The following is a 12,713-nucleotide window of genomic DNA, read 5'->3' as shown; positions in this document are numbered from 1 at the left end:
CCGGTTGGTATGTCGGGGTCACGCGGACCACCTCGACAATCCGGCCCTGGCCTGCGGGGCCGGGGCCCCGTCGTCCACGCCGAGGTAGCGGCGGCGCACCTCGTCACCGGCGGCCAGCTCGGCCGCGGGCCCGGCCAGCGCGACCGCGCCGACCTCCAGCACGTACGCGTGGGAGGCCAGCGACAGGGCCGTGGCGACGTTCTGCTCGACGAGCAGGATCGAGGTGCCGGCGGCGTTGATCGCCCTGATCGTGGCGGCGATCGTGGCGGCCGCCCGCGGGGCCAGGCCGAGTGTCGGCTCGTCCAGCAGCAGCACCGACGGCTCGGCCATCAGCGCCCGGCCGATGGCCAGCATCTGCTGCTCGCCGCCCGACAGCAGCCCGGCGCGCTGGTGCGCGCGCTCGGCCAGGACCGGGAACAGCTCGCGCACCCGCCGCCCGGCCCGGACGGCGGCCGCGCGCGGCGTGCCCAGGCCGCCGGCCCGCAGGTTCTCCTCCACCGTCATGCGGGCGAACACGCGGCGGCCCTCGGGCACGTGCGTGACGCCGCGCCGCACCACGGCCGCGGCCGGCTGCCCGTCCACCCGCGCCCCGGCCACGCTGACGCCGCCCGCCGCGATCCGGCCGCGGTGGAACCGGAGCGTTCCCGAGACCGCCCGCAGCAACGTCGTCTTCCCGGCGCCGTTCGCGCCCAGCACGGCCACCACCGCCCCGGACGGCACGCTCAGTGACACGCCGTCCAGCGCCCGGACGGGACCGTAGTCCACCACGAGACCGTCCACGCTCAGCTCGGCCATTCGTCTTCCTCACAGGACCCCATGGCGGCCCACCCAAACCGGCGGGCGGGGCCGCCGTCCAGATGCGGCGGCGAAGTCGGGCTCGCTGCCCACCGCGGCCGGGGGCCCGTTGTGCAGCCGCACAACGCGAGGTCACAAAACGCTACAGAGCCTTGTTCTGGAACGGCGGCCGGTGGCAGCCTCGGGGAATGCGTCCCCCTACGGTCGTGGACGAGGACGTCCGCCAGACGTTACGCACCGCAGCCAGGGCACTGCTCGAACGCCTGCCCGAACTGACCGGCGAGCTGGTCGCCAGGACGCGCGGCGGCGACGACGTCTACAGCGCCTGCGTGCCCTACGACGAGCACTGGAAGAGCACCCTCGAAGGCGTGCGCCTGGGCCTGACCGCGATCCTGCAGGAGCCGTCCGAGCGGCGCGACCTGGTCTTCACCCGGTCGATGGCCCAGCGCAGGGCCGAGCAGGGCCTTCCGCTGGAGTCGCTGCTGCGCATGTACCGCCTGGCCGGCCAGGTGACCTGGTCGGCGATCGTGGACCACATGGAACGCGAGCGCCCCGACCGCCTCGACGTCCTGGTCCGCGCCGCCAGCCACGTCTGGCACGCGATCGACCGGCAGTCGCTGGTGGCCTGCGACGTCTACGCCCGGCGCGAGCAGGAGATCCTCGGCCGCAGCAAGGAACGCGTCAACGCGCTGCTGGACGCCCTGCTCGACGGCACCGCCGACACGGGGGTGGTGCGCGCCGCCGCCGACTCGCTCGGCCTGCCCGAACGCGCCCGCTACGCCGTCGTCACCGTGCGCTTCCCCGGCGGACGCCACCACGACGACGTCCGGCTGCCCGCGGCTCTGGGCGCGCTGCGGCTGCTGTGGCGCATGCGCACCGGCCACGAGGTCGCCGTCGTCGCGCTCGGCCGGGCCACCCTGGACGACCTGTGCCAGGAGCTGAGCCTCATCGTCAGCGGCGTGGCCGGCGTCAGCCCCGTCGTCACCGGCCTGGACGAGCTGGGCACCGCGCACGAGCTGGCCTCCCTCGCCATGCGCACCTGCGCCGACGGCGGCCCCGAGATCGCCCGCCTGGACGAGCGCGTGCCGGCCGTGCTGATGATCAGCCGGCCCGGCGTCACCGGCCACCTCGTCGAAGGCGCGCTCGGCCGGCTGCTCGCCCTCGACCCGGCCGACCGCGACACGCTGCTGACCACCCTGGAGACCTGGCTGGCCTGCGACGGCTCGGCCGCCAGGGCCGCCGGCCGGCTGTTCTGCCACCGCAACACGATCATCAACCGGGTCCGCCGGATCGAGCAGCTCACCGGCCGCTCGCTCACCCGCCCGCGGGACATCGTGGACCTCGCGCTGGCCCTGGACGCGGTCCGCCTGCTGCCCCCGCCCGCCAGATGAGCCCCCGGCGACGGGTTGATCGGCCCTGTACGGCGAGACGCGCAAAGCGTCGCATTCTCGGATATTTCATCCCTTAGCGAGAATGGCCGTTTTCGTGGCCGCACTCTTTGCTGTTCTCTTGTCATGCCGGAGATGCGATATGGGCGACCGGCGGGAATGTAGCTGTCGATCACCGCATTCGACACCCGGCTGCATACGAGCGGGCATCGCCGATGAATATCCGGACGTCGCGTCCATGCCGCCGAATCGCTTGTGATCTCTCTTCATTCGCTTCTTCTGCACGATCCACGGGAAAGTCATGCGAATCAACCGACGAATCGTCGTCCTGGTCGCCGCGATGTGCCTGGCGGCCGACCCCATGGGGGGCGTGCCCGCGCGCGCCGACAGCACATCCCGGCAGACCGTCCCGCTCGTCCGGCAGGCGCCGCCGCCTGCCGGCACGGCCGAACCCGCCAAGGAGGCCGGCGGGCTGGTCTGCGGCCCGCCGTACGTGACCGGCGACCCGGACCTCGGGCCGACGATCCTGCCCCGCACCGGCTACCTCGGCACCCTTCTGCGTGACTACGTGCCGCTGGGCGGTCTCACCCCGCAGCACTTCCTCTCCCGCTACTGGGACTACGCCGCCAACAATTACCGTTTCCCGCCCGACTCCGGTTTCGGCCGCTCCGGCAATTACCCCAACGGAAGACTGCTGCTCAAGACGACGTTTCTGCAGATCGGCATGCGGCTGGACCGTTTCGGCGGTTACGGGGGAGCGTTCCTGTCGCCGCTGGGCGACCAATTCGTCCTGCGCGCGCTGCCGCCGCGCAACCTGAACACCAATCCGCAGGATCCGCAGCACCTGTGCAATTATCACGCGTTCCGGGTGCTCAAGTCGTTCCGCGTCGAGGTGGGCCCGGCGGCGCCCGCGTTCGAGCAGTCGGGCGGCGGCACGCAGTACCACGTGCTCAGCAGGTACATCCCGGAGGCTCCGCAGACCAGCGAAGAGGTTCCGGTGAGCTGGCTGCTGGCGAACGGATACCTGGAGGAGATCGAACCGGTCCTGGTGACCGTCAGGACCGGCGGCGACACGGCGACCCGCGACACCAGGGCCTCCGACACCAGGGCCTCCGACGCCGGGGCCCGCGACACCGCCGCCCGCGACGTGATCAACGGCGGCACGTACGTCACGGCCGGCAAGCCCGCCCCGATGATGCGGCCATCCAGGTCCGGGCGGCCCTAGGCGCGCGACCGCGGCGGCCTGCGCACCCCTCACCCGTTCCGGGACGTCACCGGGCGGGGTACGGCGTCAGGCCGCCCGCGCGCACCAGCGAGATCGTCCGTTCCAGGTCGGGGGTCAGGTATCGGTCGTCGCCCAGCGGCGCGACGTAGCGCCTGAGCTCGTCGTGCAGGGCGCGGGTCGCCGTCCCGAGCGGCAGGCCGGCCATCTTCGCCGCGATCAGGTCGATGCCCTGCGCCGCCATCAGGTACTGCACCGCCAGCACGATCTCCAGGCGGTCGAGGTTCGCGTGCAGGTCGCGGGCCGAAACCATGGCCATCGTGTTGTGGTCCTCCTGGCCGTCCTTGACCGGACGCGACAAGGTGCCCGCCGGATGGGCCCTGACCTGCATCTCCGGGACCACCGCCGCGGCCACCGACTGCGCCTGCACCATCCCGGAGTTCAGGCCGACGCTCCCGCCGGCCAGGTTCGCCGGCAGGCCGTAGCTCCAGCGGGGCGACAGCAGGCGTCCGGACAACTCCTGCGACAGGACGCCGAGGTCGGTGATCTCGGCGTTCAGGCTGTCGGCGAGGTGGCCCATGATCGAGCCGTCCCAGTTGCCGCCCATCACGAACTCGTAGCCGGGGCCGCGCTCGCGCCGGAAGACCAGCGGGTTGGAGGCCGAGGAGTTGGCCTCGCGCGCCAGCGCCCGGCGGGTGGCGGCGAGCACCTGCCGCAGCCCGGCCATGATGTGCGGGGCCGCGCGCACCGAGACCGCGTCCTGCACGCGCGGGGTGTAGTTGGCCGGGTCGAGCCGCCTGCGGCCCTCCTCGGTCATCCAGCCCGAACCCGCGACCATGGTCCGCAGCCGGGCCGCGACCGCGTCCTCCTCCGGGATGTGCCGCTCGCGGTGCGTGCGCGCGTCCAGCGAGCCGCGCTCGGCCCTGGTGGCCTCCATGAACAGGGCGAAGGCCCCCTCCGCCTGGTCGGCGAGCACCGTGGCCCGGTGCACGGCGTGCATCAGCGTGGCGGCCAGCACCGTGCTGCCGCTGACGATCGGCAGCGCCTCCCCGGCCTCGAAGGTGAAGCTCGCGGGCAGCCCGGCCCGCGGCAACATCCGCGAGGCCGGTCCGGTCTCGCCCCGGTAGTGCACCGGCGCGTCCTCGCCCAGCGCGGCCAGCCCGGCCGCCGCCTGCGGCTGCAGGTCGCCGGTGCCGAGCGAGCCGATCTGCGGCATCACCGGCACGACCCCGGCGTTCACCAGGGACAGCAGCCGCTGCGGCACCTCGGGCCGGACGCCCATCTTCCCCCTGGCCATCTGGTTGGCCTTGAGGACCAGGGCCAGCCTGACCACGTCGTCGGGGAACGCCGGGCCGACGCCCGCCGCGTGCGAGCGCAGCACGTTGCGCTGGAACTGCTCGGCCTCCTCCGGCGAGAGCGGGCGGTCCTTCAGCGGGCCGAGCGCCTGGTTCCAGCCGTACACCCGCTGGCCGCTCAGGGCCGCCAGCGCCCCCGCCCGCGACTGCGCCATGCGGGCCCGCGCGGCGTCCGACACCCGCGCGAGCACGGGACGGCCGGCCAGGATCGCGAAGGCGTCCCGCAGCGCGAACCGGCCGCCGTCCAGCACCAGGTCCAGCACCGGCGCCCGCGTGGGCCCCGGCGCCGCGACCGGGGGCGCCACCGGGGGAGGGGCCGGGACGGCGACGGCCCGCTCCGGCACGCACACCGCCGCGAGCAGGCCGACACCGGCGGCCATTCGTCCTACTTTGCTGATCGACACGGTCCCCGGCCCCTTCACCACGAAGATCCACTCCGCTCCGTTTATAACCGGCCGGACGGACGGCGCCGGGCACGGCTCCGCACCGGGGGACGAGTGCTGACCGGCCCTAGGGCAGGCGCTTACCTCCCGCCCTGGACGCCACCGCGACGTGCGGCCGCCCGGTGATCGGATGCGGCCCCACATGGGCCAGGACGCCGAAGACCTCCTCGATGAAGGCCGGGGTCAGCACCTCCAGGGGCGGCCCCTGCCCGGCGACCCGGCCCTCGCGCAGCACGACGATCCGGTCGGCGTAGGCGGCGGCCTGGTCCAGGTCGTGCAGGGCGGCCAGCAGCGTCAGGCCGAGCGAGCGGATCAGGTCCAGCAGCAGCAGCTGGGACCCGACGTCCAGGTGGTTGCCCGGCTCGTCCAGGATCAGCAGCGGCGCCTCCTGGGCCAGCGCGCGGGCCAGCAGCACGCGCTGCCGCTCGCCGCCGGACAGCGTGGTCATCAGCCGGTCGGCCGCCCAGTCCATGCCGACCCGTTCCAGGGCCGTGGCGACCACCGCCCGGTCGCCCGCGCTCTCCCGGTCCAGCGCCCGCTTGTGACTGTGCCGTCCGGCCGCGACGACCTCGGCCACGGAGAACCCCTCTCCGGCCGGGTTGTGCTGCGGCAGGACCGCCCGCCGCCGGGCGGCGTGCCGGGGCCGCATCCGCCACAGGTCGTCGCCGTCCAGCCGGACGACGCCGCCCGACGGGCGCAGCGACCGGTAGACCGTGCGCAGCAGCGTGGACTTGCCGCTGCCGTTCGGCCCGACCAGCGCCACGAACTCGCCGGGCCCGGCGCTCAGCGTGACGTCGGTGACGATGGGCCGCGCGTCGATGCTCGCGCTGACGCCCGCGAGGTCAAGCCGCATCGCCGCCGCCTCCCGCCCGCCGCCTGCGCAGCAGCCACAGGAAGAACGGCACGCCGAGCCCTGTGGTGAAGATGCCCACCGGCAGCTCGTTCGGCCGGTCGGCGATCCGCGCCGCCAGGTCGACCAGCACCAGGAACACCGCGCCGGCCAGCAGCGAGACCGGCAGCACCCGGCGGTGGTCGGCACCGACCACGAACCGGACCATGTGCGGGACCATCAGCCCGATGAACCCGATGCCGCCGACCACGCTGACCACCGTCGCCGTCAGCAGCGACCCGGCCGCCAGCAGCCCGATCCGCAGCGCCGCGACCGGCACGCCGATCGCGACCGCGGACTCCTCGCCGGCCAGCAGCGCGTTGAGCGCCCGCGCCTGCGAGGACAGCCAGGCCACGCAGCACACGACGAGCAGCGCGGGCACGCCCAGATCGGCCCACGACGCCCCGGCGACGCTGCCCATCAGCCAGAACATCATGCCCTGCAGCTCGGTCGGGTTGAGCTGGAGCTGCACGAACGTGGTGGCCGCCGAGCACAGGTAGCCGACGGCCACGCCGGTCAGCACCAGCCACGAGTCCAGCAGCCTGCCGGAACGCTGGGACAGGACGTACACCACCAGCGCCGACAGCAGCGCGGCGGCGAAGGCGGCCCCCGTGACGCCGAGCGCGCCGGTCAGCCCGGCCAGCGCGCCGCCCCCGAGCGCGGGCACCAGCACGGCCCCCAGCGACGCCGCCGACGACACACCCAGCACGTACGGGTCGGCGAGCGGGTTGCGGACCAGCGCCTGCAACGCGACCCCGGCGACCGACAACGCGGCCCCGGCCAGCGCGGCCAGCAGCGCCCGGGGCGTGCGGATCTCCCACACGACCTGCGCGAGCAGCGGATCGGCCTGCTCGCCCCGCCCGGTCAGGTACGCCCACACCACCCCCCACACCTGATCCGGCGGCAGGTTCACCGACCCGGCGGAGATCCCGATCACCAGGGCCACGACCAGCGCGGCACCGAGCCCGGCCAGCAGGAACCCGGTCGCCCGCCCGGACACCGCGTGCGGCCGCCGCGGCGGCACGGGGACGGCGCGGCGCGGCGGCGCGGTCAGCGTGTCAGCCACCGGGATGCACCACCTTGGAGATCTTCTCGACGGCCCAGGCGTTCAGCGGCCCGAGATAGACGCCGTCGGAGACGACCGTGTAGCTCCTGGACCTGGCCGCGGCCCAGTGGGGGTAGGCGGCGAACAGCTTCGCCGCCGCCTCCTCGCCCTTCTCCTCGGGCGTGAACAGCCCGACGACCAGCACGTCCACCTGGGCGGTGGCGAGCTGCTCGCGGTTGAGGGTGCGCGTCATGTCGGCGGTCTGGCCGGCGAAGGCGTTGACCCCGCCGGCCGCCCTGATGACGTCGTCGTAGATGCCGCCGGTCATCACGGCGGGCAGGCCGTTGGCGTTCATCATGGCCATGCCGGGATAGGCGATCAGCACCTTCCTGGGCGGCAGCGCCGCGACGCGGGCCCGTACCGACTCCACCCGCGCCCGCAGCCGCCCGATCAGGTCGAACGCCTCGCGCTGCACGTCGAACACCCGCCCGAGCAGGCTGAGGAACTCCAGCGAGGAGTTGATCGACTGGTTGCGGTAGGCGCGCTTCTCCTGCTCGGTGGCCTCCGGCTTGCCCATCGCGCAGTTGACCGGGTTGACCAGCGAGGTGATGCCGGCCGCTGCGAGTTGCTCGCGGGTGGCGAAGCCGCGGGCGGGGTCGAACCCGCCCGACCAGGTGGAGACCACCAGGTCCGGCTTGAGCTTGAGCACCTGCTCGGCGGGCACGTCGAAGTTCTTGTTCATGGTCAGCCCGCCGGTCGGCAGCGCCTTGATGCGGGCCGTCATGGACGGGTCGTCGGACACGCCGTAGCTCTGGGCGTTGGCCAGGATGCTGCGCTCCAGCCCGAGCAGCAGGAAGCTCTCCACCTCGCCGACGCTGGTGCCGTTCAGGATCAGGACGCGCTGCGGCGGGCGGCGGAAGGTGACCCGCGTGCCGCAGTTGTCGAAGGTGAGGGGGTAGACGGTCCGGCCGGCGGACGCGGCCGCGCTGGCCGCCTCTGTGGCCGCTTCTGTGGCCGCCTCGCCGCCGGTCGCCGCGGGCGTGCCGCAGGCGGCGGCCAGCAGCACGAGCGCGACCGCCGAGGCCCGGCGGGTACGGGAAGGTCTCATGGGTGATGTCCTCTGAGTCGAGTCCGGAGGCGCGCACGCCGGACCGGCCCCACGGCGGGGGCGGGCACGGCGGCGAGCCGGGATTGTCGTCGGAGGAACCGCGGCGGACGGGCGCGCGAAGGACCGCGGGCGCGCCTAGGCGGGCAGGCCCACGACCGTCGGACGGACCGGCCATCGCGGCTCCGGTCCATCCGCGGGCGGCCCCCGCAGCACCAGCACGTGCCGCAGGAACAGCCGCACGCGCGCCGTGACGTCGTCGCGCCCGCCCACCGGCGTGCGCGCCGGCGCGGCCCACCCGGCCACGACGAGGAACAGCACCAGCAGCGGGCGCAGCACCCAACCGGCCAGCTCGCGGACCAGGGCGCACAGCCCCGACTCCACCCAGCGCAGCCAGACCGACGTCAGCAGCACGCTCGCCGCGTGCACGAGCAGCATCCCGAACCCCGGGGCGCCCGTGTCGTGCGCGTGGACCACGCTCGCGGGGGCGGCGACGGGTGCGGGATGGTCGCAGCTCAGGGAGAGCAGCAGGTGCAGGACGACCTGCGAGGCGCCCGTGGCGGGCACGATGGCGGGCAGCGTGCGCTCACGCCCGGTCAGCGCCAGGGCCGGCGCGAGGACCAGCAGGAACCCCGCCAGCAGCGCCCCGGGGTCGAAGCAGCCGCCGCCCGCCAGGTGGGCGAGCGCGGCCAGCGCGGCGCACGTGCCGGCGAAGCTCGCCGCACGCAGCCACCGCACCAACGACCATGGACCCATCGAGGCCAGATCCTCCCACACGCCCGGCTCGCCCGCTCCGCACGGGTGCACGGGGTGGGCGCCGGGCTGGGGGCGGGGTGCTCAGCGGTGGGGTGTGCGGCGTGGCCGGGGCGGCGTACGCTCCGGTTGTGACCCTCCGGTTGACTGCTCCGCCGCCCGACGACCGCTCGACGACGAGGGCTCCGTGAGGAGCCGCACATGACCGGCCTCGGCCCGCGCGCGGTCCTCGTCCCCGACCTGGGCGAAGACCTGGCCCGCGCGGTGGGCGAGCTGGAGAGGCTGCTGCTGGTGCTGCGCGCCGCCGAGTCCGTGGGCTCGCCGCTGCCCGGCCCGCTGGCCGGTGGGATCGCCTTGACCGCGCTGCGCCGGCTCTGGCGCGCGATCGGCCCCACGCAGGGCAGGCGCGCCGCCGCCGCCCGCCTCGCCGGTCGCCTGTACGCCCCCGGCGGCCAGGTCGAGCACGTGCCGCTGCGCCTGGTCGACGTCGACCCGCTCGACGTGGCCACCCTGTCGGCCGCCGCGGTGGCGCTCGGCCTCGGCGCGGTCGGCAGGGGCGTGGTCCGCCAGGCCCTCGACGCCGTGTGCACCGGCCTGCCCGCCACCGAGCTGGTGTCGTCCGCCGCCCGGTTCACCGGGCTGCTCGACCTGGCCGACACCGCCGACTCCATCGTCCTGCGCGAACGGCTGGCCGCCGCCGGGCCGGGCGCCGACGTCGTCCTGACGCCGGAGGCCGAGCGCGCCTACCAGGCCACCGCCGGCCGTCTCAACACCATGTGGCCCGCCACCGGCACCGCCGCCTCTCCGTGAACCGCGCGCTTCACGGGGTCTGGGGAGCGGCGGCGGCGCGGTCGTGGGTGAAGGGCCGGGGAAGGCGCAGGCGGGCGCGCAGCGGCAGGCCCGACGGGATGAACGCCTCCGCCTGGAGCGCCGCGACGCCGATCCTGGGCAGGTCGCGGGCGTTCGGGTAGACGACGAAGCGCGGCTCCCAGATCGGCCGGAACTTGGCGTTGAACCGGTACAGCGACTCGATCTGGAACCAGTGCGACAGGAAGACCAGCACCGACCGCCAGGCCCGCAGCACCGGCCCCGCGCCGAGCCGGTCGCCGCGGGCCAGCGTCGAGCGGAACATCGCGAAGTTGAGCGACACCTGCGTGATCCCCAGCGACGGCGCGGCCTGCAGCGTCTCGGCGATCAGCAGCTCGTTCAGGCCCGGGTCGGCGTCGCGGTCGCGGCGCATCAGGTCCAGCGAGACGCCCCGGGCGCCCCACGGCACGAAGTGCAGCACGGCCTTGAGGTCGCCGTCCCGGCAGGCGGTGGCCACCAGGCACTCGGCGTCGGCGGGGTCGCCGAACCGGCCGAGCGCCATCGAGTAGCCGCGCTCGGTCTGGGTGCCGCGCCACAGCCCGGCGGCCCGGCGGATGCGCTCCTTCTCCTCCTCGGGCACGTCACGGGCGCGGCGCACCCGGCAGACGTACCCGGCGCGGCGGGTGCGGTTGACCATCTGCCGCACGTTGCGCATCGCGCGGCCCTCCAGCGTGAAGCCGTCGACCTCGACGATCGCCTCGTCGCCGATCTCCAGCGCGGACAGCCCCGCCACCTTCGTCCAGACCTCGCCGCCCGTCTCGTCGCAGCCGATGACGGCGGGCACCCAGGCGTGCCGCCGCGCCTCGGCCATGAAAGCGGCGATCGCGGCCGGCCACGCCTCGCGGTCGCCGATCGGGTCGCCGCTGGCCAGCATCACACCGGAGACGACCCGGTAGGCCACGGCCGCCTTGCCCGACGGCGAGAAGATCACGCTCTTGTCCCGGCGCAGCGCGAAGTAGCCGAGCGAGTCGCGCTCGCCGTGGACGTCCAGCAGCGCGCGCAGACGGCGTTCGTCGTCGGCGGTCAGCTCGGCGGCCGGCCGTTCCGGACGCAGCGCCAGGTAGAGCGTCGTCACGGCGGTCAGCGCGCCCAGCGCGACCAGGGAGAAGTAGACCAGGTCGGAGACGCGTTCCACGGTGAACGTGACCGGCCCCTCGATGCCCGCCAGCCCCAGCGCCACGTGCTCCAGCCGCTCGGCCACGCCCGGACGGCCCACCAGCGCGCCCGGCCGGACGCTCACGATCAGGTACCCGAGCGCCAGGTCGATCACGCCGAGCACGAGCAGGTTCCACAACGCCCGCCAGCGCGAGCGCGGGTCGGGCAGCGCCGTGAACTCCCGCCGGCCGGCCACCAGCACGGCCAGCAGCACGACGCTGATCGCGGCGGTCACCGGCCGCAGGTGCAGCACGCCCATGACGGCGCTCACCGGCAGCAGCACCACCACCGCCCGCCAGGCCCGCACCTTCCCCCGGCGCAGCGCGTGCGCGATCATCACCAGCATGATGCCGACCACCAGCGACGTCGCCCGCGCCACGGTCGTCACCGTCCCGGGCAGCAGATCCGACCACTGGCCCATCCGCGTGTGCTCCAGCCGCGGCGCCACGGCCTTGGCGATGTCCAGCAGGCCGATGACCAGCGACGCGTAACCCGCCAGCGCGGGGATCCAAGGACGCTTCACAAATACCGATTGAAGCTCCTGCCGGTTAATCTCGCCGTTAACCACGCGCTTACGCCGGCCGGGATATTCCTGCTGTTCATGGGACTGACCTCGATCGCGCTGCTGGTGACCACCGCGGTGCTCGCGGTGGCCGGGCTCGCGGCCACCGTCTGGGTGTGGCCGCGGCTGGCCGGGCGGGGCCTGCCGCCGGTGCTGGGCCGGGCCGGCCTGCTGGCGGGCTGCCAGGCGCTCACCGTGGCGGCGCTCGCGCTGCTGGTCAACTACTACTTCGGCTTCTACGCCTCCTGGGCCGACCTGCTCGGCGCCGACACCGGCGCCGCCCAGATCACCGTCGCCGGGGCCGCAGCCGGGCTGCGGGTGCTGGACAGCCGGGCGGTGCCGGGCGGGCGGATCGAGGAGGTCGTCCTGCCGGGCGCGACCACGCGCCTCAGCGAGGAGGCGTACGTGTTCCTGCCCTCGGCCTACTTCAAGGACCCGCGGCGCAGGTTCCCCGCGATCCTCGCCCTGACCGGCTACCCCGGCGACCCGCGCAACCTCATGACCCGCCTCGACCTGCCCGGACGGCTGGCCCATGCCATCGCCCTGCACCAGGTCGAGCCGGCCGTCCTGGTCATGATGCGGCCGAGCGTGGTGCTGCCGCGCGACACCGAGTGCGTGGACGTGCCGGGCGGCCCGCAGGCGCTGACGTACTTCGCCACCGACGTCCGGCAGGCCGTGACCGCGCACTACCGGGCGGCGGCCGGCCGCGACTCCTGGGGCGTGCTCGGCGGCTCGACCGGCGGCTACTGCGCGCTGAAGCTGGCGATGAGCCGCCCTGACGCGTTCTCCGCCGCCGTCTCCCTGTCGGGCTACTACAAGACGATCCTGGACGGCACCACCGGCGACCTGTTCCACGGCGACAAGGCGCTCGCCGACCGCAACGACCTGATGTGGCGCCTGGCCCGGCTGCCCGCGCCGCCCGTGGCCGTGCTCGTCACCAGCAGCAGGAAGGGCGAGGCCGACTACCTGCCGACCGAGCGCTTCCTGAACGCCGTCAAAGCGCCCATGCGGGCCTCGTCGCTGATCCTGCCCAGCGGCGGCCACAACTTCAACACCTGGAACCGGGAGCTGCCGCAGGCGCTGCCGTGGCTGGTCCAGCAGCTCGCGGTGCCCGCCGCGGCCCCCTGATCGAGG

11 protein-coding genes are annotated in these 12,713 nt (G+C 74.4%); 4 read left to right on the top strand and 7 right to left on the bottom strand.

Annotated features, from left to right (window positions below; translation table 11 throughout):
• Positions 1–18 precede the first annotated feature (18 nt).
• Complete coding sequence (locus ACWEJ6_RS26820; RefSeq protein ID WP_452427087.1) at positions 19–795, bottom strand: ABC transporter ATP-binding protein; 777 nt, start codon at positions 793–795, stop codon at positions 19–21.
• A 188-nt stretch (positions 796–983) separates the two neighbouring features.
• Here ACWEJ6_RS26820 and ACWEJ6_RS26815 point away from each other — a divergent pair, with 188 nt between their 5' ends.
• Positions 984–2,186: a PucR family transcriptional regulator gene (locus tag ACWEJ6_RS26815; protein ID WP_452427085.1), complete on the top strand. Its 1,203-nt coding sequence runs from the start codon at positions 984–986 to the stop codon at positions 2,184–2,186.
• A gap of 298 nt (positions 2,187–2,484) precedes the next feature.
• Positions 2,485–3,408 (top strand): TNT domain-containing protein, encoded by a 924-nt coding sequence (locus ACWEJ6_RS26810; RefSeq protein WP_452427083.1) that lies wholly within the window; start codon positions 2,485–2,487, stop codon positions 3,406–3,408.
• 46 nt (positions 3,409–3,454) lie between these two features.
• Here ACWEJ6_RS26810 and ACWEJ6_RS26805 read toward each other — a convergent pair whose 3' ends face one another.
• From ACWEJ6_RS26805 to ACWEJ6_RS26785, 5 genes are all read right to left on the bottom strand, one after another.
• Positions 3,455–5,140 (bottom strand): HAL/PAL/TAL family ammonia-lyase, encoded by a 1,686-nt coding sequence (locus tag ACWEJ6_RS26805; protein ID WP_452427081.1) that lies wholly within the window; start codon positions 5,138–5,140, stop codon positions 3,455–3,457.
• 130 nt (positions 5,141–5,270) lie between these two features.
• Positions 5,271–6,056, bottom strand: coding sequence for an ABC transporter ATP-binding protein (locus ACWEJ6_RS26800; protein WP_357976647.1), 786 nt, complete (start codon positions 6,054–6,056; stop codon positions 5,271–5,273).
• Positions 6,046–7,158, bottom strand: coding sequence for a FecCD family ABC transporter permease (locus tag ACWEJ6_RS26795; protein WP_449923888.1), 1,113 nt, complete (start codon positions 7,156–7,158; stop codon positions 6,046–6,048). The genes ACWEJ6_RS26800 and ACWEJ6_RS26795 overlap by 11 nt, the downstream gene beginning before the upstream one ends.
• Positions 7,151–8,245 carry an ABC transporter substrate-binding protein gene (locus ACWEJ6_RS26790; RefSeq protein WP_452427078.1) on the bottom strand — a complete coding sequence of 365 codons (1,095 nt, stop codon included), beginning with the start codon at positions 8,243–8,245 and terminating at the stop codon, positions 7,151–7,153. Before ACWEJ6_RS26790 ends, ACWEJ6_RS26795 begins: the two co-directional genes overlap by 8 nt.
• A gap of 135 nt (positions 8,246–8,380) precedes the next feature.
• The gene (locus ACWEJ6_RS26785) at positions 8,381–8,980 is read right to left on the bottom strand and encodes a hypothetical protein (protein ID WP_452427076.1); all 600 of its coding nucleotides are present in this window, start codon (positions 8,978–8,980) and stop codon (positions 8,381–8,383) included.
• Between the two features lie 216 nt (positions 8,981–9,196).
• On the opposite strand from ACWEJ6_RS26785, the gene ACWEJ6_RS26780 reads away from it, so the two are divergent.
• Complete coding sequence (locus ACWEJ6_RS26780) at positions 9,197–9,805, top strand: hypothetical protein (RefSeq protein ID WP_387669403.1); 609 nt, start codon at positions 9,197–9,199, stop codon at positions 9,803–9,805.
• Between the two features lie 10 nt (positions 9,806–9,815).
• Here ACWEJ6_RS26780 and ACWEJ6_RS26775 read toward each other — a convergent pair whose 3' ends face one another.
• Positions 9,816–11,540 (bottom strand): phosphatidylglycerol lysyltransferase domain-containing protein, encoded by a 1,725-nt coding sequence (locus tag ACWEJ6_RS26775; RefSeq protein WP_452427073.1) that lies wholly within the window; start codon positions 11,538–11,540, stop codon positions 9,816–9,818.
• Between the two features lie 78 nt (positions 11,541–11,618).
• Between ACWEJ6_RS26775 and ACWEJ6_RS26770 the strand changes: the two genes are divergently transcribed.
• Positions 11,619–12,707, top strand: coding sequence for an alpha/beta hydrolase (locus ACWEJ6_RS26770; protein ID WP_452427071.1), 1,089 nt, complete (start codon positions 11,619–11,621; stop codon positions 12,705–12,707).
• The last annotated feature ends 6 nt before the right edge of the window (positions 12,708–12,713 follow it).

The organism is Nonomuraea sp. NPDC004702 (genome assembly GCF_053601695.1).
The sequence above is the reverse complement of the archived record's forward strand: the minus strand, read 5'-3'. Positions and strand labels throughout refer to the sequence as shown.

What these genes read in the sequence shown, in the direction of transcription:
- ACWEJ6_RS26820 (WP_452427087.1), bottom strand. Translation starts at nt 795, where the DNA reads ATGGCCGAGCTGAGCGTGGACGGTCTCGTGGTGGACTACGGTCCCGTC.
- ACWEJ6_RS26815 (WP_452427085.1), top strand. Translation starts at nt 984, where the DNA reads ATGCGTCCCCCTACGGTCGTGGACGAGGACGTCCGCCAGACGTTACGC.
- ACWEJ6_RS26810 (WP_452427083.1), top strand. Translation starts at nt 2,485, where the DNA reads ATGCGAATCAACCGACGAATCGTCGTCCTGGTCGCCGCGATGTGCCTG.
- ACWEJ6_RS26805 (WP_452427081.1), bottom strand. Translation starts at nt 5,140, where the DNA reads ATGGCCGCCGGTGTCGGCCTGCTCGCGGCGGTGTGCGTGCCGGAGCGG.
- ACWEJ6_RS26800 (WP_357976647.1), bottom strand. Translation starts at nt 6,056, where the DNA reads ATGCGGCTTGACCTCGCGGGCGTCAGCGCGAGCATCGACGCGCGGCCC.
- ACWEJ6_RS26790 (WP_452427078.1), bottom strand. Translation starts at nt 8,245, where the DNA reads ATGAGACCTTCCCGTACCCGCCGGGCCTCGGCGGTCGCGCTCGTGCTG.
- ACWEJ6_RS26780 (WP_387669403.1), top strand. Translation starts at nt 9,197, where the DNA reads ATGACCGGCCTCGGCCCGCGCGCGGTCCTCGTCCCCGACCTGGGCGAA.
- ACWEJ6_RS26770 (WP_452427071.1), top strand. Translation starts at nt 11,619, where the DNA reads ATGGGACTGACCTCGATCGCGCTGCTGGTGACCACCGCGGTGCTCGCG.